This window comes from Flavobacterium alvei (genome assembly GCF_002920895.1).
Lineage (GTDB): Bacteria > Bacteroidota > Bacteroidia > Flavobacteriales > Flavobacteriaceae > Flavobacterium > Flavobacterium alvei.
Map to the genome: position 1 here is coordinate 529,196 of NZ_PQVG01000001.1, position 22,263 is coordinate 551,458.

The following is a 22,263-nucleotide window of genomic DNA, read 5'->3' on the forward strand; positions in this document are numbered from 1 at the left end:
AAAAGGGAGTGATAAAGAATTAAAAAAAACTTTTAATAGATATGAATTCAACAAAGCAAACATAAAAATCTATTTTTTACTCTATGTTTGTGAAATATTTACAATAAAAAATATAGGATAACTTTTATTTGTGTTGAAATAACACTAAATAATTATTTAAAATTTAAGGAAGTTTATATATTTACAATAAAATTAAAAAACATGTTAAATAGTTATACCTCTGCCGATAAAGTGCTACTTGCGGTAGATTGCATCATTTTTGGGTTTGACAATGAGGATTTGAAAATACTTTTAATCAAAAGGGATTTTGAACCCGAAAAAGGCAAATGGTCGTTGATAGGAGGCTTTTTGAAAAAAGATGAAGTATTAAATGATTCGGCAACTAGAATACTGAATCGATATACTGGTTTTCATGACATTTATATGGAACAATTATATACTTTTAGTGAAATTGACCGTGACCCAGTTGAAAGAACCATTTCTGTTGCTTATTATGCTTTAATTAATGTAGAAAATCACAACGAAGAATTAATTCAGAATTACAACGCCAAATGGTTTAGTATTAATGAAGCTCCAAAACTAATTTTTGACCACGACAAAATGCTAAAACATGCCATTAGCAGATTGCGTTACAGAACTTCAACAAAACCAATTGGTTTCGAACTATTGCCTGAAAAATTCACCATGCGCCAACTTCAAAAATTATACGAAGCCATTTTGAGCAAAGAATTAGACAAAAGAAATTTCATTAGCAAAATCAATTCTTTGGACATTCTAATAAAATTAGACGAAAAAGACATGCTGTCATCCAGAAAAGGATCCTACTTATACACTTTCGATAAAGAAAAATACGAAGAAAAATTAATGAATGATTTTGTTTTGAATTTGTAAACCCAATTATCATATAAAAAGAAAGCCTCGCAATTACACGAGGCTTTCTTTTTAGGTAAAAATTTATAGAATTAATAAATTATTTATTGGCACTTTGCCTAGGTACAAAATTCAAAAAAGTTTTAAAACCCTCGCTGTATTTATTTACGTCAACCCTATAATAAAAAGCGCCTTTTTTGGAGTTCAATTTGTCTTTATCTTTCAATTTCAACAATAATTTTGTGGACTGCAACTTTCTATTAAAATTCCCTTTATCAAATTCGGTGTTATAAACAGCCTCATACAAACTTTGCAACTGTGGCATTGTAAATTTATCTGGTAATAATTCGAACAAGAGTGGATGCAAGGCTGCTTTGTATCTCAATTTTTCTTTAGCCAATTCGACAATTTTTGAATGATCAAAAATTAAATCAGGCAATTGATTAATCGAAAACCAAGCAGGATGATAGTCCTCATTAATTTGCTCATTGTATTTTTGAATATCTATAAGAGCAAAATAAGCTATAGAAATGGTTCTTTCGGCGGTATCTCTATCGGGTTCCGAAAAACCGTGAAGTTGCTCCATATACAAACCATCTAATCCTGTAAGATCTCTCAATACACGAACTGCGGCTGTTTCAGAGCTTTCATTTTCGTCTATCAATCCTCCAACAAGGCTCCATTTTCCTTTTTCTGGTTCTAATCCTCTTTTTATAACTAACAATTTCAATTCCTGTCCGTCATACCCAAAAATGATACAATCGACTGCAACTAAAAATCGTTTTTGTTGAGAATAAATTTGCATACTAATAATAATAAAGCTCTTATGACTTTGTGTGAAAATTGAAAACAGTTAATGTATATTAAAAAATAAACCATTAAGAAAATTAAGAAAATTAAGAGTAAAACTTAATGAACTTAAATTTCTTAATGGTTTAAAGGTAGGATACTATTATCCTGACAACCTAGATTTTAAATCACTTATTTACCAAAACTTAACATATAAAGCTGCAATAACCAATAGTGTTATTACAATCATTACAGTAGTTTGTGGTTTCACTTTAAACATTTCAGTATCTAATTCGAAAGCTTTAGGATTCACTTTTGGACCTGCAAAACTTACTGCAACCATCAACAACATTGTAAAGAAAAAGGACAATCCCATACAAATGTGGAACGGAATTTCGAATCCACCTTTACCATTAGGCCAAGCTGTATATAATAAAGTTTCGTTTCCGAATAAAGCAGGTGCAAATTCGTTGAATAAAACTGATAATACAAAACCAGCAATAACTCCAACAATTGCAGCTGTACCTGTTGTTCTTTTCCAGAACATACCCAAAATAAACATGGCAAATACACCAGGACTAATGAAACCTGTATATTTTTGGATATAGGTAAATCCTCCAACTCCACCAATTCCTAGTAAGTCATTCCAAGTAAATAAAACTGCTAAAAGCATAGAAGCAAAAACAGCAAATCTTCCTACGTTTACTTGTTGTTTTTCACCTGCCTCTTTTTGAATGTATTTTTTATGAACATCAAGTGTATAAATGGTAGAAATACTATTTACTTTTCCTGCTAAAGACGCTACAATGGCTGCTGTCAAAGCGGCTACTGATAATCCTTTTAAACCTGTTGGCAAGAATGTTAATACTGCAGAATAAGCACCATCTTTTCCTCCAACTAATTGTGGTAAATGTCCATTTTCATACAAAACAAATGCAGCAATACCTGGCAACATTACAATTACTGGCATTAATAATTTCAAGAATCCTGCGAATAAAATACCTGTTCTTGCAGTTTGCAAATCAGCTCCTAAAGCTCTTTGAGTGATGTATTGATTACAACCCCAATAATTCAAATTGATAATCCAGATACCAGCTAAATAAGACAATAACCCTGGAAAAGTAAGGTATTTATTGATTTCTAACTGTGACGATGCTTCTGTCGGTCTTGGAATAATCATTTTGAAATGCTCAGGTGCTTTCTCCATCAACACGTTAAAACCAGCAATTGCATCTTCACCAACTCCAAAATAACGTCCAACAGTAATCAAAGCGATATAAGTTGTTACTAAACCTCCAATGATTAAAACTGCTACTTGAATTACGTCGGTATAAGCAACCACTTTCATACCTCCTAATGAAATTAGTAAAGCAAAAACAGCTAGACCAATCATAATAGCATGAAAATATTCTCCTCCAGCCAATCCGTTAATGGCTACAGCTCCTAAATACAAAATAGACGTTAAATTCACAAAAACATATAAAAACAACCAAAAAACAGCCATAATCAAAGCAGTAGATTCATTGTATCTTGTTTTTAGAAACTGAGGCATGGTGTAAATCTTGTTTTTAAGATAAACAGGAATAAACCAAATGGCGATAATAATTAAGGCAATAGCGGCAATCCACTCATAAGCTGCAACTGCAACTCCAAGAAAGAAACCTTCACCACTCATTCCGATAAATTGTTCGGCCGAAATATTTGAGGCAATCAAAGAAGCTCCAATAGCCCACCAAGTTAATGTTCCTTCAGCCAAAAAATAAGCTTTGGCATCGTGTTCGTTTTTTTCTCTTTTACGATAAATAGTGTATCCATAAACGGATACAACTACAAAATAGACAATAAATACTGCATAATCTGCAAAGGCTAAGTGCGGGTTCTGATTCATTTTTAATGGGTCTTTTTAATAATTTTAGTATAACAATTAATTGATTATTTACTCGAATGTTAAAATAAATTTAAAATTTAATTCCAAATATATTATTATTTGTTAATATGACAATTATTTTTTAAAACAAATTGTTAGGAAGAAGTCATTTAAATGAATAATGCAACAAAAAAGCATTATTCATTATTTTTTTATATTATAAATCGATTTTTCTTGGTATTACAATAGAGTAATTAGCAAAATGAAAATCTATCGATTACAAGAAAAATAAAATTGACATACTAATAATCACAAAAATAACACTTCAATCTTGCATTTCATTATAAAGACAATTCTAAAACAAAAGGATTATCCATTGCCAAAAGTTCAGATACTCCAAAAGTTAAATTCTAATTCACGAAATTCAAAATTGAGATAAAAAAGATGCCAAAAACACTTAATCTACATTAAACATTTTCGACATCTCTATTGAAACTAAATCTAAAAGAAGTTCTTCAACTAAATATATTGGTTGATAATATTTTCAAACAATTCTTGTTTGCCACTTTTCAAGGTCAATTCGCCATTTTCTTTGGCAATTTCATACAAGGCTTTGAAATCTAATTTTCCTTCTTCAAATTCTTTTCCTTTTCCAGAATCGAATGAGCTGTAACGTGCTGTTCTCAATTTATCATAAGCAGATGAAGTAATGATTTTATCCGCAGTCAACAAAGCTCTTGCAAATGTATCTGCTCCGCCAATGTGTGCTAAGAAAACATCTTCCATATCAGTTGAATTTCTTCTGATTTTAGCATCAAAATTAATTCCTCCACCTTGAAGACCACCTGCTTTCAAGAATACCAACATCGCTTCGGTAGTTTCTTGAATGTTATTTGGAAATTGGTCTGTATCCCATCCGTTTTGATAATCACCACGGTTAGCATCTAAACTTCCTAACATTCCTGCTTGTGCAGCCACGTCAATTTCGTGTTGAAATGTGTGTTGTGCCAATGTTGCGTGGTTTACTTCGATATTCATTTTGAAATCATTCTCCAAACCTTGTGCACGTAAAAATCCGATGGCTGTAGCACAATCAAAATCATATTGATGTTTCATTGGTTCCATAGGTTTTGGTTCAATGAAGAAATTTCCTTTGAATCCTTGCGCACGAGCATAATCACGAGCCATTCTCAAAAATTGCCCCATATGATCTAATTCTCTTCCCATATCAGTGTTTAACAAGGACATATATCCTTCACGTCCTCCCCAGAAAACATAATTCTCCCCACCTAAAGCAATTGTAGCATCTAAAGCTAATTTTACTTGTCCACCAGCTCTTGCTACTACGTTGAAGTCAGGATTGGTAGCAGCACCATTCATATAACGAGGGTTCGAAAAGGCATTAGCAGTTCCCCAAAGTAATTTCACTCCAGAAGCTGCTTGTTTTTCTTTTAAATACTCGGTGATTGTAAGCAATCTTTTTTCAGATTCTGCAAAAGTCGCCCCTTCTCTAATTAAATCATAATCGTGAAAACAGTAATAACCGAATCCCATTTTGGTAATAAATTCAAAAGCTGCGTCTGCTTTGTCTTTAGCAGCTTGCACTGCATCTGATGATTGATCCCAAGCAAAATTTTGTGTTCCAGGTCCGAATGGGTCAGAACCTTGTCCACAGAAAGTGTGCCAGTATGCAATTGCAAATTTAAAATGCTCACGCATTGTTTTTCCAGCTACAATTTGATCTGGATTGTAATATTTGAATGCTAAAGGATTGTCTGATTCTTTTCCTTCAAATTTAATTTCGCTAATACCTTTAAAGTATTCTGTATTGCCTAAAGTTGCCATTTTTTTATTATTTATTAATTATTAATTCTAATTCATTTTTCCAAAGTTGATATGCTTCTAAATACGGTTGTTTGTCTTTAAAAGGCATATAAGTCATCACGTGATCGTTGTCTGTAATGTTTGCACCAAATTTATCAAAATCACCTTCGTGAAGTCCAGATGCTCTTGCGGCTCCGATGGCTCCAGTAGTATTGTAGATTTCAATTTCGTGTCCGATAAGTGTTGCTACGGTATTCGAAAAAATCTCCGAGCGGAACAAATTATCGTTTCCGGCACGCATCACTTTCACTTCGATGCCATCAGATTTCATAATTTCCATTCCATATACGAACGAAAAGGCAATCCCTTCCAAGGCTGCACGACAAATATGTGCTTTGCCATGATTGTTGAGATTAATGTTGACCAATCTTGTTCCAATATCTTTGCTGTTCAACATTCTCTCTGCTCCGTTTCCAAAAGGAATCATACAAACTCCGTCAGAACCAACAGGAATGTCAGCAGCGAGGCTGTTCATTTCTTCATAAGAGGAAACCGAAAGGTTATTCAGCAACCAGCGGTATTGAATTCCGGCACCATTGATGCACAACAATTTTCCAATTCTTGGGTCATTCCCTTTTTTATAGTTGACGTGTGCAAAATTATTCACTCTTGAACTTTCTTTTACCGACAAACTATTGGTCATTGCGTAAACCACACCCGATGTACCGCCTGTTGCAGCTACTTCTCCTGGATTGAAAACATTCAACGAAAGTGCATTATTAGGTTGATCACCTGCTCTATAAAATATAGGAGTTCCTTCGGCCAAACCGCTTTCTTCAGCTCCTTTTTTATCTACTTTAGATTGAAGGCAAAAAGTATCTACAATATCTGGAACAAGTTCATTTGAAATGCCATAATGTTCGAACAAGAAATTGGCGAAGTTGTCATTTTTAAAATCCCACATAATCCCTTCGGACAATCCTGAAATCGTGGTATTGATTACATTGGATAATTTATAAGCGATATAATCACCCGGCAACATAAATTTATGAATCTGGCTGTAAATTTCTGGCTCGTTTTCTTTGACCCATTTCAATTTTGAAGCGGTAAAATTCCCCGGAGAATTCAGCAAATGTTCGTTGCATTTTTGATTTCCAATGGCTGCAAATGCAGTATTTCCTATTTCTACAGCTCGACTGTCGCACCAGATTATCGATTTTCTTAAAGGTTGACCTGCTTTGTCAACCAAAACCAATCCGTGCATTTGATAGGAAATTCCAATTCCTTTTATTTGTGTTCTAGAAATATTAAATTTCTTTTTCAATTTGGCCACAGCATTGCAAGAATGTTGCCACCAATCTTCGGGTTTTTGTTCGGCCCAACCATTTTTTAAGGCTAGCATACTCATTTCGGTTTCTGGCTCTTGAACCACGCCAATGCTTTTTCCGGTTGCTATTTCTACGATAGCTACTTTCACTGAAGAGCTACCTATATCAAATCCAATGTAATACATAATTTATAATGATTCTCTTAATATTAAATTTGTCGATACATAATATTGCATCGGTTCGTCTTTCGTAATAAATTCGGCCCCTTTAGTTCCTAATTCCTTAAAATCGGTCGAAACCACCGAAATCCCTTTGTAAATAAATTTCTTCATTGGAGTTTCATTGTAGGATAAAAATCCAACGTCTTTTCCGGGTTCAAAATCCTTTTCTCGACATTGTTCTAAAAATATCCCAAGCATTCTGTCACTTACTCCTATATAGGCAATATCTTTCTCAATATCAAAGTCTTTTGGATTGGTAATAACTTTAAAATCAAACTCAAATTCTTTGCAAAATTTCTTAAAAAAAGTAACAGTCTCAATCGGATGATTGGTGAAATTGGGATATACAAAATGAATGGCTTTGTATTTTCTAAACAAATCTACAGCCTGTTTCAAAGAGTCTAAAAAGGCTATTCCAAAATCCTGAAAAACATAATTATTCTTTGGTTTTGAATGAATATTCCAATCAATCAACAACAGTTTTTCATTAGAAATATTGGTCAAAACCGAAGCCACTTCTTTGTGGTCAAAATTCATTACCACATATTTATAATATTTGCCCTTACTATTATTGATAATGGTTTTGAAATTATCTATATTATAGTGATGAAACTGTACGTCTGTAATAATATTATCGGGCAAATTGTTTACAAACGAATGATATAAAACTTCTTTATAGGCTTTAAAAGTATCTAAAACCAAAAGCACTTTTCTGGTTTCGCCAGCCACAAAATAGCCTTTATTCGGAACCGATTCAATCACTCTTTGATCTTTCAAAATAGAATAAGCCTTGAAAACGGTATCTCTTGAAAGCTTATTTTCTTTGCAAATACTATTTACCGAAGGCAACAAATCGCCTTTATTCAAAAGATGTTTAGCAATAGCATCATTAATAGAATTGACTAATTGCTGATACTTCGGAACATCACTTTCGTGATTAATACTAAAGGCAAAATTTTGTTCATTCATAACTATCGTACTGTTCTGTTCCGGTATGCTAAATTACTAATTATTTCAACATAAAAAATTATTTTTGAAAAAAAATCACCCTTTTTTACGCAACCGATTTAGTTAGAATAAAACAGATTGTATTCATCCCAAATTACAGGATTTGTTTACCAATTCAATTGTTAAAAAAAATAGTATATTTGTGTATAATATTTTATAAAATGGAAGAAAATAAAGACGTTACCATATATGATTTAGCCGAGAAATTAAAACTTGCCACCTCCACTATCTCAAGAGCTTTAAAAGATCACCCAACCATTAGTAGCAAAACCATAAAAAAAGTAAAGAAAATGGCCGAAGAAATGGGCTACGTTCCCAATACTTTAGCAGCAGGATTGCGTGGCAACAAAACCAATACTATTGGCGTTTTGATACCAACTGTCACCCAACCCTTTCTTTCATCATTGATTAGCGGTATCGAAATTGCAGCTCGAAAATCGGGTTATAATGTAATTATTATGCAATCTCATGACTCCTATGAAGAGGAAGTTAGCATGGCAAAATCACTTTACAGCAGTAGAGTAAGTGGAATAATTTGTTCGTTAGGAATGAAAACCGTTGACACTACTCATTTTCAACAATTTGTAAACAATAATATTCCAATAGTTTTTGTAGATAGGGTTCCCAAAGATTTTAATACTTTTAGAGTTATCATTGACAATCATGCCGCTGCGTACAAGGCAACTGTTCATCTTATAGAACAAGGATGCAAACGAATTGCACACATTACTGCGGGTTCTGAATTTGGAAATTTATACAACGAAAGAAAAAGAGGCTACATTGATGCTTTGACCAAATACAATTTACCTGTCGAAAAAGAACTCATTGCCGACTTAAAGACAGTTACTTACAACGAAGCTTTAAAAGCAAGTGACAAACTATTGGATTTAAAAAACAGACCTGATGGATTATTTGCTTCGGGCGATATTATGGCGGTGAGTGCCATTCAATCTGCCAAAAAAAGAGGCATTAGAGTTCCTGAAGACCTGAAAGTTATTGGTTTTAATAACGACCCTATTTCAGAAATTATAGATCCAAACTTATCGACAATTACACATCCAGCCGCAAAAATGGGACAAATGTCGGCTGAAATTATTTTGAAAAGCATCAAATTTCCTAACAAAGACGAAGTGAAAGAGATTACCTTTTTGAATACAGAAGTACTGGTTCGAGAATCTTCGAAGAAAATATAAGTTGTTATTTTAAAAAAATAAGACCTAACCCGTTTTTGAAACCTGTTAGATCCATATGATTACTTCTTTTTTACCTCAAAAGGAGTTGCTGGCAATCCTTCTTTCGAAAATAAATTAGCAGCAGCAGGATTATTGTCCCAAGCATAACGAACCACCGTTGGATTACTGATTTTTTCGTTCCAAACCTCTACTTTATTTCCTGAAATTTTGGCTTTTGCCCAAACAAAATGTATCCCGTCATTCGAAATGGCAAATGATTTTAATTCCGTTCCCTTTTTAATCGTTAATCCACCTCCCACATTGGCAAAAGAAATAATTGCTTTGTCATTTTCGAATGTAGCAGTACTTGGCATCGGACTTGAAGCCGTAATTTTAGTTTCTCCATAAGTCATTTTGCGAGCCAATAAAGCCAACCGATGTCCCACCGCTTCTTTATTCAACGGATGAATATCGTTCCATTCGCCAACGTCAATTGTAACAGCCATTCCAGTATTGGGAACACTCAAAGTTTCCAATTGAGATTGTCTTAAAGCTGCCCAATTGCTTTCTCTTGGTTCAGGATATTCTTCCATATAATTCGTCAATTGAACAAATAGAAAAAGAAAATTTCCTTGTCCCCATTTGGTTCGCCAATCTGTAATCATCGTCGAAAATGCTTCTTTGTAACCAAACGGATTTCCCGTGTTTGATTCTCCTTGATACCACAAAACACCTTTGATTTTTAAATTCAACAACGGAGCAATCATAGCATTGTACAATCCTTCGGGTTTCCAACGAATGAATGTTGGTCCTTGTAACGGCTTCATTTCGATACCTAACTTATATTTCCATTCTCCTTTCAAATCAATAGTATCATTGCCCACGGCCAAATAATAGGGTTTTTCCAATACAAATCCACCGCTGCCACTATTATTGATTACTCGAACGGCAATGGTATTTTTTCCTTCCTTTAAAACGGTTGATTTTACTTCATAACGTCGTGGCGGATATTGATAGCCTGTAGTTCCAACAAATTCGCCATTGACATACACAAAATCCTGATCAACAATGCGTCCCATAAACAATTTGGCTGGTTTTCCGACCATAGATTTGGGCACATTTATCTCTTTTCGAAACCAAACCGCTCCGTTTACTTTTCCAATGGATTGTTCTGCCCAATACCCAGGAATCGCCATTTTCGACCAATTATTATCATCAATATTCGCTTGATTCCATTGTTCATTTTTATCTAACAAACCTTTATCACTGGCGTTTACAAACGCATACCAATCGTCGTTTCGCTTTTTGTCACTGTCTTCAATTTGCTTAATCAAATCGTCATTTTTGAATTTCTGTGCTTCATCAAATGCTTTTGGAAATGCTTTCAAAGCTCTTTCGCTCATCCAAGATTCTACTGGAGAACCACCCAAAGCTGTATTGATTAACCCAATTGGAACTTGTGTTTTTTCATTAATTTCTTTGGCAAAAAAATAGGCTACAGCCGAAAATTGAAGCACATTTTCAGGATTGGCAGATAACCAATTTCCTGAATCCAAATCGGTTTGTGGCTGTTTGAAATCGTATTTATCGGGCACTAAAAATTGTCGAATGTTATCGTTTTTAGATTTTTTGATAATTTCTCCATATTTTTCTTTGACACGTTCCATTGGAAGTTCCATATTCGATTGACCAGAACAAATCCAAACATCACCAAATAGAATGTCCTTTACTTTTATTTCGTTGCTGGCTTTGAGAACCATTTCATAAGGCCCTCCCGCTTTTTGGGCTGGCAACAAAATAGCCCAATTGCCTTCTTTATCAGCTTCTGTCAAGTAATTTTTGGATTTGAAATTCAATGTTATTTTTTCGTTTGGCGAAGCCCATCCCCAAATTTTCACTTTTTCATTTCGTTGTAAAACCACTCCATCGCTAATTAATTTTGGCAATTTTATTTGAGAAAACACTCCATTCGACTGAATGAAAAACATGACAATTACTGCGATTTTTAATTTATTCATTTTGGATATTTTATACTATTTTATTGTTATTATAGCCTCTGCCATTTTTGGTGCACCCAATTCAAAACTTCTTTTCATCGGACTGGAACCACCTACATACATTTTGAATTCCCCAGACTCAACAACTCTGGTTCCATCATTTTTAACGATTTCGAATGCTTTTGGTGTCAACTGGAATGAAACTTCTGTAGATTCTCCGGGTTCTAATGTGATCCGTTTCATATTGATTAATTGAAAATTAGGCACTTCAACAGATGCTGCCAAATCCGAGACATACAACTGCACCACTTCATCTGATTTTACTTTGCCCGAATTAGTTACTTTGACCGAAACCACGAGATTGTCTTTTTTTGAAATTTTGGTTGAAGAAACTTTGACTTCACCATAAGTAAAATTGGTATAACTCAATCCAAAACCAAACGGATATAATGGATCTACGTTCATATATTTATACGTTCTTCCTTTCATCGAATAATTTTCATAAGGAGGCAATTGATCCAAAGATTTTGGAAAGGTAACCGGCAATTTTCCCGAAGGTGATATTTTTCCGAAAATTATATCCGCCACGGCAGTTCCGCCTTCTTCACCGGGATACCAAACCAATAAAACGGCATCGGCCAATTCCTGTACTTCTGCCAAATTCATTGGGCTTCCTCCTGTAACAACTGCAATTATGGGTTTTTTATTTTCGGGATTTTTGTCGGCCGATTTTCTTAATTTCCTTAGATATTCGATTTGATTTTGAGGCAAATTATAATCCAGTCTGTCTCCAGCTGTTGGCGATGCAATTGATTCTCCTTCTTCTCCTTCAATCAATCCTGAAATCCCTAAAGCAACGATGGTCGCATCACTATTTGAGGCATTTCCAGTTGACCAATCTATTGGATTCACAGGGGCTTGATTTAGCATTGTTCCCAAAGTATAATTCAATTGACTGGCTTTGTCAATTGCGCCTGCCACTCCTTCAAGAATAGTCACTAAATTGGGGTTTACACCATAATAATTTCCCAATAAAATGTCCGTATTTGTGGCATTGGGTCCCGTAACAAAATACTTTGAAAGGTCATTTTTCAGAGGTAAAATACCATTGTTTTTCAATAATACAATTCCTTTTTGTGCCACTTCCCTAGCTAGTTCTCGATGTGCTGCACTATTCACAACATTTGGAGAAATAGCATCATAAGGATTGCTACCCATTGTATCAAATAAACCTAGTTTAAATCTTGTTCGCAGTAAATTTGCTAATTGAACATCTATTTCTTTCTCTGTAATCAAGCCCTCTTTGACCGCTTGAGGTAATGCCTTGTAGGTATTTCCACAATTCAGGCTAACTCCGCTTTTCAACACTAAAACAGCAGCTTCCGCCTCAGTTTTTACAGTTCCGTGTCCACCTTTTTCTTTTGGAGTATAAAAATCGTCAATCGCTCCACAATCGGTAACAATATGTCCTTTAAAATGCCATTGTTTTCTTAAAACATCTGTAATCAGGTATTTGTTGGCACAACAAGGCTCACCATCCGTACTATTATAAGCACACATTACCGATTCTACTTTGGCTTCGACCAAGGCTTGAAAAGCAGGCAAATAGGTTTCCCAAAGGTCTTTTTGTGTTACATCTGCATTAAACTCGTGACGCAATTTTTCGGGACCGCTATGTACAGCAAAGTGTTTGGCACAAGCTGCCGTCTTTAAATAATTCGAATTATCTCCTTGCAATCCTTTTACGAAAGCCGTTCCAATAGTGGCTGTCAAAAAAGGATCTTCTCCATACGTTTCCTGACCACGACCCCATCTTGGATCTCTAAAAATATTGATATTGGGCGTCCAAAAAGTCAACCCACCGTATTGTTTATTGTAGCCTTTTGCTTTTGCTGCGTTGTGCATCGCTCTAGCTTCGTCGGAAATCGCAGTCGAAACTCTAAATGCCAGATCACTATCAAATGTGGCTCCCAGTCCAATTGCCTGCGGAAAAACGGTAGCAATTCCGGAACGACCTACACCGTGAAGTGCTTCATTCCAATAACTATAAGGAGGGATTCCCAAACGCTCTATTGCTGGAGTATTGTTCATCATTTGATTTGCTTTTTCCTCCAAAGTTAATCTTGATATTAAATCTTGAATTCTAGCATCAATAGATAATGAACTATCGTTAAATGGAAATTTTTCATTTTTTTCAACAACGTCCTGACTCTTACAGTAAAGTGTTGAAATCAACAATAAGAAAAACACAGTATTTTTCAAAACTACATTCATGTTTAGGTATTTATTGATTTTCATCTAATATTTTACGAATATAAAAAATTAGGCGAAAAAATTTTTTATTATACTTGAATTATATACTTTTACGCAACCGATTGCAAATATAATTAAAAAACAAATAAATTAGTAATCACAAGAAAAAAGTGTTTCTTGAAAAAAGAATACTTTAATTTTTACTTTCAAAAAAATGAATTTGCCTAAAGGATAACTAACAACAAAATATGAGTCGCTTAACCTATGTCTTTTCTTTATTTCTAATACCCTTGTTGCTGTTTTGTATAAATTCATCAGCACAAGCAGATTATAAATTATGGCTTCAGTACAAAAAAATTCAAGATTCAAAATTAGCATCAGAATACAAATCTAAAATCAATGGAATTTTTGCTTTAGGCAATTCTGCAACAATTCAAGCCACATCAAAAGAGTTGCAATCAGGACTTTCCAGTTTATTGGATACTAAAATTCAAACGCAACAAGATATTAACGGCGAAAACACGTTGGTTTTTGGCTCTAAATCTTCTTTAAATGAAGACATAATTAAAAATCTAAAAAATGAATTGGATCAAGTTAATAACGAAGGCTACCTTATTAAAACTTTTTCACTGAACAACAAAAATCACATTCTGATTACTGGGAATACCGACATTGGCGTTTTATATGGTGTGTTTAATTTTTTAAAATTACTTCAAACCAACAAATCTATCGAAAATTTAAACATAGTAGATTCTCCAAAAATAAATGTTCGAATGCTGAATCATTGGGATAATCTCAACGGAACTGTTGAACGTGGTTATGCTGGTTCATCTCTTTGGAATTGGCAAAAACTGCCTGATTTTATTGATCAACGCTACATTGATTATGCTCGTGCCAATGCTTCCATCGGCATCAACGGAACGGTTTTGAATAATGTAAATGCCAATGCTTTAATATTGACTCCTCAATATTTAGAAAAAGTTGAAGCTTTAGCAAACACCTTTAGACCTTATGGAATCAAAGTGTATTTAACAGCTAGATTCTCGGCTCCAATAGAAATTGGCGGATTAAAAACTGCCGACCCATATAATGCAGAAGTCAAAAATTGGTGGAAAGAAAAAGCAAGAGAAATTTACAAAAGAATACCTGATTTTGGCGGATTCTTGGTCAAAGCCAATTCAGAAGGACAACCTGGCCCACAAAATTACAAACGAAATCACGTTGACGGCGCTAATATGCTGGCCGATGCCCTTGCCCCTTTTGGCGGAATTGTAATGTGGCGTGCCTTTGTATATTCTGAACACGATGTGAATGATAGAGCCAAGCAAGCCTATAGCGAATTTGTTCCTTATGACGGACAATTTAGAGATAACGTGATTGTTCAGGTCAAAAATGGCGCAATAGATTTTCAACCTCGAGAACCTTTTCACCCAATGTTTGGCGCAATGCCCAAAACGCCTTTGATGATGGAATTTCAAATTACCCAAGAATATTTAGGCTTTAGTTCACATTTGGTGTATTTGCCTAAATTATATCAAGAAGTATTAGAATCTGATACTTATAGCAAAGGAAAAGGTTCTACTGTTGCCAAAATAATTGATGGTTCATTAGACAATCATAAACTTACAGGAATAGCTGGAGTGGCAAATATTGGCAGCGATATCAATTGGACAGGACATCCTTTTGCACAAGCCAATTGGTACGGTTTTGGTCGATTGGCTTGGAATCCTCATTTAGATTCAGAAACTATCGCCGATGAATGGTTGAGAATGACTTTTTCTAACGATGAAACCTTTGTGAATCCTATCAAAGAAATGATGCTAAAATCAAGAGAAGCAGTTGTCAATTATATGACACCATTCGGATTGCATCACATTATGGATACAGGGCATCATTATGGGCCTGGACCTTGGGTAAGCAATCTATCCCGACCTGAATGGAATCCTACTTATTATCATAAAGCCGATAAAAACGGAATAGGTTTTGACCGTTCTAAAACCGGAAGCAATGCCACAGCTCAATATAATCAAGAAGTAGCTCAAGTATTTAACGATGTAAAAACTTGTCCCGAAAAAGACTTGTTGTGGTTTCATCATTTGTCTTGGGATTATAAATTGAAAAATGGTCAAACCCTTTGGAATGGAATGGCTCTAAAATACCAAGAAGGCGTTGATGAAGTGGCTACAATGCAAACGACTTGGAAAAAAATGGGCAATTATGTGGACAAAACCCGATTTAAGGAAGTTCAAATGCTTTTGAACATACAATACAAAGAAGCCAAATGGTGGCGAGATGCTTGCCTGTTGTATTTTCAACAATTTTCAGGAAAGGAATTGCCCAAAGGAGTGGAGAAACCAACACAAACTTTGGAATATTTTGAATCTCTAAAATTCCCATTTGCACCCGGAAATAATTAAAAAAATAACTAAAAATGAATATCGCTAAACCACTCGTATTACTATCGGCAATGCTTCTAATAAGTAGTTGCAATTCGATACCCAAAAATTCAGGAGCAAGCCTTTCGCTAAAAAATACTTATAAAAAAGATTTTTACATCGGAGCTGCGTTAGACACCAATCAAATAAAGGAAACAGACCCAATGGTGACCGATTTGATTGCAAAAGAATTCAATAGCATCACTGCCGAAAACTGTATGAAATCTATGTATGTTCATCCTGAAAAAGGCAAATTTGATTTCAAAATGAGTGATCAATTTGTTGCATTTGGAGAAAAAAACAAAATGCTCATTCACGGACATACCTTGATTTGGCACAGCCAATTAGCCCCTTGGATGGCTCAAATAAAAGACAGTGTTACTATGGCAGAAGCGATGACAAATCATATTAGTACTATTGTTGAAAAATACAAAGGAAGAATAAATTCTTGGGATGTGGTCAACGAAGCATTAAACGAAGATGGCACTTTAAGAAAAACAGTTTTTCTAGACACTTACGGAAAAGACTATTTGAGTTTTGCTTTTAAATTAGCTGCCAAAGCTGACCCAAAAACAGATTTATATTATAATGATTATAACTTATGTAATGCAAAAAAACGAAAAGGCGCGGTAGAATTGGTGAAAAATCTTCAAAAAAATGGGGCAAAAATCGACGGCGTTGGAGAACAAGCCCATTGGAATTTAACCTCTCCGTCGTTGGACGAAATAGAGAAAACTATTCTTGATTTTGCTGCACTTAGCGTTAAAGTTTCATTCACTGAATTCGACATTAGTGTATTGCCAAATCCTTGGGATATTGTTGGGGCCGATGTCAATCAAAGAGCTGAAGCGAGCGAAAAAATGAATCCGTACCCAAATGGTCTTCCCGAAGCTATTCAAATTCAATTGGCTGCCCGTTATGAAGCCATTTTTAAATTATTTTTAAAACACCAAGACAAAATAGACAGAGTTACTTTTTGGGGAGTAAATGACAAACAATCTTGGCTAAATGACTGGCCAATAAAAGGAAGAACTAATTTTCCGCTTCTTTTTGATCGTGAATCTAAACCCAAAAAAGCCTATTATAGCTTATTAAGTTTAAAAAAATAATTTTTTGATTGAACCTAAACTAAAAACCTGAGCCTAAAAACTAAAACCGTTTAATGTCTCAAAATAAATTAATACAAAAATGAATTCAGCTTCACAAAAATTATCAGTAAAAGAAAAGATTGGATACAGCCTTGGCGACCTAGCTGCCAACTTAGTTTTCCAAACATTGATGACTTATCTCGCTTATTTCTATACCGATATATATGGATTATCGCCTGCACATTCTTCAATAATAATGCTCGTGGTTGGTTTAATCGCGGCCTTTATTTTCAACCCAATTATTGGAGCTATTGCCGACAGAACCAACTCAAAATGGGGGAAATTTCGCCCTTGGATTTTATGGACAGCAGTTCCACTAGGAGTTATTGCTTTGTTAGCTTTTACAACTCCCAATTTCTCCTATCAAGGAAAAGTTATTTATGCCGTTGTAACTTATTCGTTGCTACTGATGTTGTATGCTGCTAATAATTTGCCTTATTCTGCTTTGAGTGGCGTGATTACTGGAGATATGTCTGAAAGAAACAGTTTGTCGTCTTATCGATTTGTGGCCGTTATGTTTGCCCAATTCTTTGTACAAGTTTTTATGCTCGCCATCATTAAAAGTGCTGGAAACGGAGACAAAGCCGTAGGGATTGAAAAGGTAATGACCGTTTTGGCCATCGTTGGAACTATTATGCTACTGATTACTTTTTTGACTACCAAAGAACGTATTGTCCCAAAACCTGAACAAAAATCTAGTGTGAAGGAAGATTTAGGCGATTTAGTCAAAAACAAACCTTGGTTGATTATGCTTACACTTACATTGCTAGCATTCATAACATTAGCAATGAAAGGCGGTTCTTATGTCTATTATTTCGAAAACTATGTTGATAAAACGCAATTAGCCATTTTTATTCAACCCATATTAGATTTTCTTTCCAACATCGGAATGAATCCATTTGGTAACGACCCCATCTCGGCTGGTTTTGGATTGTTTAATGCGGGTGGGATTATTTTTATGATTGTTGGAATTACATTATCTAAAAATTTGGCCGACAAATATGGCAAAAGAAACGTATTTCAACTATTTCTTTTAATCTCAACCTTTTTTATCATAGCCTTTTATTTTTTTGCTCCAAAATCAATTGCATTAATGTTCTTTTCACAAATTCTTCACGGATTTTTCTACGGCATTACCATTCCACTTCTTTGGGCTATGATTGCTGATGTAGCTGATTATTCTGAATGGAAAACCAATCGCCGTGCTACAGCAATTATTTTTTCGGCAATGATGGTTGGATTAAAAGCAGGATTGAGTATTGGAGGTGCCTTGACAACATCAATTTTGGGGCATTTTGACTATGCTCCTAATTCATTAATCCAGTCAGAAAATGCCATAAACGGAATCAAATTATTAATAAGCATTTTCCCTGCAATCCCTTTTTTAATTGGAGTTGGGCTACTATTTTTCTATGAAATTAATAAAAAAATGGAAGTGCAAATCGAATCAGATTTAAAACAAAGAAGAGCTTAACTATTTTACAATAAATTAAAAATACTATCATGTCTAAAGAAAGCATCGAACATATTGATTTTGAAAAAATTAACCAAAAAGCCATTTCTCAACCTCTAGTATCACATATATATACCGCAGATCCCTCTGCTCACGTATTTGATGGCAAAATATACATTTATCCCTCACACGATATTGATGCAGGAATTCCATTTAATGACAATGGAGATCATTTTGGTATGGAAGACTATCACGTTCTTTCAATGGAAAATGTAAATGCTCCAACGATTGATAATGGTGTTGCGCTGCATGTTGATGATGTTGCTTGGGCTGAACGCCAAATGTGGGCTCCTGATGCTGCATACAAAGACGGAATATACTATTTGTATTTTCCTGCCAAACGTGCTAATGGAATTTTCCAAATTGGGGTAGCCATCAGTAATTCTCCAACTGGACCATTTATTCCAGAACCAGAAGCTATTATAGGAAGTTATTCCATAGATCCCGCTGTTTTTGAAGATGAAGATGGCACACATTATATCTATTTTGGAGGTATTTGGGGGGGGCAACTTCAAAAATACCGCAACAACCAATATTCAGATTCTAATGAAGAACCTTTAGCTAACGAACCTGCCTTAGGTCCAATTGTTGCTCGCATTTCTGTTAATATGAAACAATTTGCCCAAGAACCAAAAGAAATCAAAATCCTTGATGAAAATGGAGAGGTTTTATTAGCTGGAGATAATAATCGCCGCTTTTTTGAAGCTTCTTGGATGCATAAATACAACGGGAAGTATTATTTTTCCTATTCAACTGGTGATACACACTTTATTTGCTATGCCACTGGAGATAATCCTTATGGCCCATTTACTTATCAAGGAAGAATTCTAAATCCAGTAATTGGTTGGACATCGCATCATTCTATTTGTAAAGTAGATGAAAAATGGTATTTATTTTATCACGATTCCAGTTTGTCAAAAGGTGTGACTCATCTAAGATCTATTAAAGTTACTGAAATCACTTATAATGAAGATGGTTCAATAATTACTATCAATCCGTATCGAGAAATTTAATTCTGTTTACAAGATTTTATTCCTAATAAAGCATGAACCGTCAAAAAATAATGAATTTTGGTTTCTGGATTAGTATTGTTTTATTTACACTCTGTGAGGCTAAAGTTTATGGTCAAGAACTAAAATCAAGTTTCAAAAGAGAGCGAATTAAACTCGACGAAGGTTGGCATTTTATGCGTTATGAGAACAATCCAGACAATCTTATTTATGATGTTCGCCCTAAAATAGAGGAAGTAAACGACAACAAAGTTGCCGATTCTAAACCTACCGAAGCCGTAAAAATAGAATCAAAAGAGGACGTTTTAAAAAATTGGATTCTTCCATCGGCAAATGACTTTATAAATGATCCAACCCAAAAACACATTCGTCCTGAAGGCAATCCTGGTACTGACTTTCCGTTTGTAAAAGCAGATTTCAAAGACGATGCTTGGCAAAAAGTAACTTTGCCTCACGATTGGGCCATTAACAAACCGTTTTACACTGGAGATAAACCCGAAGTGGGTGGCGGAATGGGACGACTTCCTAGTCAAGGTGTGGCTTGGTATCGCAAAAAAATAGATATTTCTAAATCCGATCAAGGCAAAATAATCTATTTGGATATTGATGGAGCAATGTCGTATGCGATGGTTTGGCTCAACGGACATTTAGTTGGTGGCTGGCCTTATGGGTATAATTCTTTTCGATTGGATTTAACGCCCTACTTAAATTTTGGTGGAATAAATCAATTAGCCATCAGACTTGACAATCCAAACCACTCGGCAAGATGGTATCCTGGTGGCGGAATTTATCGCAATGTTTGGCTGACCAAAACAGCTCCAGTTCACGTGGCACAATGGGGAACGTTTATCACCACACCTGAAATTTCTAGCAAAGAAGCCACTATCCATCTTTCTTTAAAACTAGAAAATAAAACAACCTCAACACAACTAGTTGAAGCCAAAACTCAAATCTTTGCTGCGGATGATTTTGGCAAAGCCAAAGGAAAAGCAATAACTAATTTCCTTTCAGAAAATATTAGTTTGAATGCCAATGAAAAACAAACAATAAAAAGCAAAACCCTACTCAAAAACCCAATGCTTTGGGGTATTTACCCACAACAAAAGCAAAATTTATATGTAGCAAAAACCCAAATTTTTATAGCTGGAAACCAAGTAGATGAATACGACACCTCATTTGGAATTCGCAAAATTGAGTTTCATCCCACCAAAGGATTATTAATAAATGGGGAGAAAATCAAAATTCAAGGTGTAAACCAACACCATGATTTGGGAGCTTTGGGAGCCGCATTTAATGTTAGAGCAGCTCAACGCCAATTGGAAATGTTACGTGAATTGGGTTGCAATGCTATTCGATTATCACATAATCCTCCTGCTCCAGAATTATTGGATTTGACGGATCGAATGGGTTTTTTGGTCATTGATGAAGTCTTTGACAGTTGGGAACGAAAAAAAACGCCGCACGATTTTCATTTAATTTTTCCCGATTGGCACGAAGCCGATACTCGCTCTTTCATTCGTCGGGATCGCAATCATCCCTCCATTATTGCTTGGAGTTTTGGTAATGAAGTTGGCGAACAATATACGGATGCGGCAGGAGCAAAAATTGCTCAAGAATTACGTAACATTGTCCACGAAGAAGACTCCACAAGACCCGCTTCGGCATCGCAAAATTTTGCCAAACCCGATATGCCTTTTTCCAAAGAAATGGATTTTATGAGTCTGAATTATCAAGGCGAAGGAATCCGAGATGCTCCTGCCTATTTGCATTTAAAAGGAGGAATTCGAACTGCGCCCCTTTATCCAGCATTTCAAAAAGCATTCCCAGAGAAAATGATTGTAAGTAGCGAAACCGCTTCAGCATTGAGCAGTCGAGGTTCCTATATTTTTCCGGTTACGCTTGAAAATTCAGCTCCTGTTAGTGATGGTGTTGGCGCCAATCCTGTTACCAAAGAAGTCAGCGGATATGAACTTTATACTGCCCAATTTGGGTCTTCGCCCGATAAAGTTTTTGCCACCCAAGACCGTCATCCTTATGTTGCTGGTGAATTTGTTTGGAGTGGTTGGGATTATCTTGGCGAACCTACTCCCTATTACTCGGCTCGCAGTTCTTATTGCGGTATAATTGATTTGGCGGGTTTCAAAAAAGATCGTTTCTATTTGTATCAATCTCGTTGGAGACCAGAATTGCCAATAGCACATATTTTGCCTCATTGGAATTGGACAAATCGCGCGGGACAAATCACTCCAGTTCACATATTTACTTCGGGTGATGAAGCCGAATTGTTCTTGAACGGACAATCACTTGGCAGAAAAAAGAAAGCCGAGTTCGAATATCGCATTCGCTGGGATGATGTAAAATACCAAGTAGGAGAATTGAAAGTAGTAGCCTATAAAAACGGTAAATTTTGGTCTCAAGAAACACTAAAAACTACTGATAAGACTGCAAAATTATTGGCAACAGCCGACCGAAAAAAAATAAAAGCCGATGGAGAAGATTTGGCTTTCATAACAATTAAAATCACGGATAAAAACGGATTAATGGTTCCTGATGCCAACAACAAAATCAATTTTAGCCTCGAAGGTTTGGGAGAAATAGTCTCTACCGATAATGGCGATCCTGCCAGTTTAGTTTCATTTGCATCTCACGAACGGGAAGCCTACAACGGAATGGCACTGGTAATTGTTCGTGCCAAAAAAGGAATTAAGGGCAAGATGAAACTAATTATTACTGCTGATGGATTGGAGAAAACTACAATTGAAATAAAAAGTTATTAATTTTTATTTCAAAAACGTACCTTCTCTCTCTAAAAACATATATTTAAGTAG

General features: G+C 35.2%; 14 protein-coding genes. 7 read left to right on the forward strand and 7 right to left on the reverse strand.

The features are described 5' to 3' along the window. Window positions 1-201: 201 nt before the first annotated feature. Window positions 202-891, forward strand: a complete 690-nt coding sequence (locus tag C3L50_RS02205) for an NUDIX hydrolase (protein WP_103804498.1) — start codon at window positions 202-204, stop codon at window positions 889-891. Window positions 892-970: 79 nt separating this feature from the next. On the opposite strand, the gene C3L50_RS02210 is transcribed toward C3L50_RS02205, so the two are convergent. The 5 genes from C3L50_RS02210 to C3L50_RS02230 form a co-directional block, all read right to left on the reverse strand. After that, entirely contained in the window at window positions 971-1,675 is a 705-nt protein-coding gene (locus C3L50_RS02210; RefSeq protein WP_103804499.1) for an NUDIX hydrolase, read from the reverse strand. Window positions 1,676-1,855: 180 nt separating this feature from the next. Further along, the gene (locus tag C3L50_RS02215) at window positions 1,856-3,547 is read right to left on the reverse strand and encodes a sodium/sugar symporter (RefSeq protein WP_103804500.1); all 1,692 of its coding nucleotides are present in this window, start codon (window positions 3,545-3,547) and stop codon (window positions 1,856-1,858) included. Window positions 3,548-4,045: 498 nt separating this feature from the next. Beyond that, window positions 4,046-5,371 (reverse strand): xylose isomerase, encoded by a 1,326-nt coding sequence (gene xylA, locus C3L50_RS02220; protein WP_103804501.1) that lies wholly within the window; start codon window positions 5,369-5,371, stop codon window positions 4,046-4,048. A gap of 7 nt (window positions 5,372-5,378) precedes the next feature. After that, window positions 5,379-6,863, reverse strand: coding sequence for a xylulokinase (locus tag C3L50_RS02225; protein ID WP_103804502.1), 1,485 nt, complete (start codon window positions 6,861-6,863; stop codon window positions 5,379-5,381). Window positions 6,864-6,866: 3 nt separating this feature from the next. Then, window positions 6,867-7,868, reverse strand: a complete 1,002-nt coding sequence (locus tag C3L50_RS02230; RefSeq protein WP_207764292.1) for a GntR family transcriptional regulator — start codon at window positions 7,866-7,868, stop codon at window positions 6,867-6,869. Between the two features lie 200 nt (window positions 7,869-8,068). Here C3L50_RS02230 and C3L50_RS02235 point away from each other — a divergent pair, with 200 nt between their 5' ends. After that, on the forward strand, window positions 8,069-9,100 hold the full coding sequence (locus C3L50_RS02235; protein ID WP_103804504.1) for a LacI family DNA-binding transcriptional regulator: 1,032 nt from the start codon (window positions 8,069-8,071) through the stop codon (window positions 9,098-9,100). 59 nt (window positions 9,101-9,159) lie between these two features. Here C3L50_RS02235 and C3L50_RS02240 read toward each other — a convergent pair whose 3' ends face one another. Further along, window positions 9,160-11,097, reverse strand: coding sequence for a sialate O-acetylesterase (locus C3L50_RS02240; protein WP_103804505.1), 1,938 nt, complete (start codon window positions 11,095-11,097; stop codon window positions 9,160-9,162). A gap of 15 nt (window positions 11,098-11,112) precedes the next feature. After that, window positions 11,113-13,374 (reverse strand): glycoside hydrolase family 3 N-terminal domain-containing protein, encoded by a 2,262-nt coding sequence (locus C3L50_RS02245; RefSeq protein WP_243400314.1) that lies wholly within the window; start codon window positions 13,372-13,374, stop codon window positions 11,113-11,115. Window positions 13,375-13,577: 203 nt separating this feature from the next. Here C3L50_RS02245 and C3L50_RS02250 point away from each other — a divergent pair, with 203 nt between their 5' ends. The 5 genes from C3L50_RS02250 to galB all read left to right on the forward strand — a co-directional run bounded on the left by C3L50_RS02250 (window position 13,578) and on the right by galB (window position 22,212). After that, on the forward strand, window positions 13,578-15,746 hold the full coding sequence (locus C3L50_RS02250; protein WP_103804506.1) for an alpha-glucuronidase family glycosyl hydrolase: 2,169 nt from the start codon (window positions 13,578-13,580) through the stop codon (window positions 15,744-15,746). Between the two features lie 14 nt (window positions 15,747-15,760). Further along, the gene (locus C3L50_RS02255; RefSeq protein ID WP_243400315.1) at window positions 15,761-16,873 is read left to right on the forward strand and encodes an endo-1,4-beta-xylanase; all 1,113 of its coding nucleotides are present in this window, start codon (window positions 15,761-15,763) and stop codon (window positions 16,871-16,873) included. Between the two features lie 79 nt (window positions 16,874-16,952). Next, a complete protein-coding gene (locus tag C3L50_RS02260; RefSeq protein ID WP_103804507.1) occupies window positions 16,953-18,386 on the forward strand; it encodes an MFS transporter in 1,434 nt (477 codons plus the stop codon). 29 nt (window positions 18,387-18,415) lie between these two features. Continuing rightward, the gene (locus C3L50_RS02265; RefSeq protein ID WP_103804508.1) at window positions 18,416-19,438 is read left to right on the forward strand and encodes a glycoside hydrolase family 43 protein; all 1,023 of its coding nucleotides are present in this window, start codon (window positions 18,416-18,418) and stop codon (window positions 19,436-19,438) included. 50 nt (window positions 19,439-19,488) lie between these two features. Beyond that, entirely contained in the window at window positions 19,489-22,212 is a 2,724-nt protein-coding gene (galB, locus tag C3L50_RS02270) for a beta-galactosidase GalB (RefSeq protein ID WP_207764293.1), read from the forward strand. Window positions 22,213-22,263: the final 51 nt, after the last annotated feature.

What these genes read in the sequence shown, in the direction of transcription:
- C3L50_RS02205 (WP_103804498.1), top strand. Translation starts at nt 202, where the DNA reads ATGTTAAATAGTTATACCTCTGCCGATAAAGTGCTACTTGCGGTAGAT.
- C3L50_RS02210 (WP_103804499.1), bottom strand. Translation starts at nt 1,675, where the DNA reads ATGCAAATTTATTCTCAACAAAAACGATTTTTAGTTGCAGTCGATTGT.
- C3L50_RS02215 (WP_103804500.1), bottom strand. Translation starts at nt 3,547, where the DNA reads ATGAATCAGAACCCGCACTTAGCCTTTGCAGATTATGCAGTATTTATT.
- xylA (WP_103804501.1), bottom strand. Translation starts at nt 5,371, where the DNA reads ATGGCAACTTTAGGCAATACAGAATACTTTAAAGGTATTAGCGAAATT.
- C3L50_RS02225 (WP_103804502.1), bottom strand. Translation starts at nt 6,863, where the DNA reads ATGTATTACATTGGATTTGATATAGGTAGCTCTTCAGTGAAAGTAGCT.
- C3L50_RS02230 (WP_207764292.1), bottom strand. Translation starts at nt 7,868, where the DNA reads ATGAATGAACAAAATTTTGCCTTTAGTATTAATCACGAAAGTGATGTT.
- C3L50_RS02235 (WP_103804504.1), top strand. Translation starts at nt 8,069, where the DNA reads ATGGAAGAAAATAAAGACGTTACCATATATGATTTAGCCGAGAAATTA.
- C3L50_RS02240 (WP_103804505.1), bottom strand. Translation starts at nt 11,097, where the DNA reads ATGAATAAATTAAAAATCGCAGTAATTGTCATGTTTTTCATTCAGTCG.
- C3L50_RS02245 (WP_243400314.1), bottom strand. Translation starts at nt 13,374, where the DNA reads ATGAAAATCAATAAATACCTAAACATGAATGTAGTTTTGAAAAATACT.
- C3L50_RS02250 (WP_103804506.1), top strand. Translation starts at nt 13,578, where the DNA reads ATGAGTCGCTTAACCTATGTCTTTTCTTTATTTCTAATACCCTTGTTG.
- C3L50_RS02255 (WP_243400315.1), top strand. Translation starts at nt 15,761, where the DNA reads ATGAATATCGCTAAACCACTCGTATTACTATCGGCAATGCTTCTAATA.
- C3L50_RS02260 (WP_103804507.1), top strand. Translation starts at nt 16,953, where the DNA reads ATGAATTCAGCTTCACAAAAATTATCAGTAAAAGAAAAGATTGGATAC.
- C3L50_RS02265 (WP_103804508.1), top strand. Translation starts at nt 18,416, where the DNA reads ATGTCTAAAGAAAGCATCGAACATATTGATTTTGAAAAAATTAACCAA.
- galB (WP_207764293.1), top strand. Translation starts at nt 19,489, where the DNA reads ATGAATTTTGGTTTCTGGATTAGTATTGTTTTATTTACACTCTGTGAG.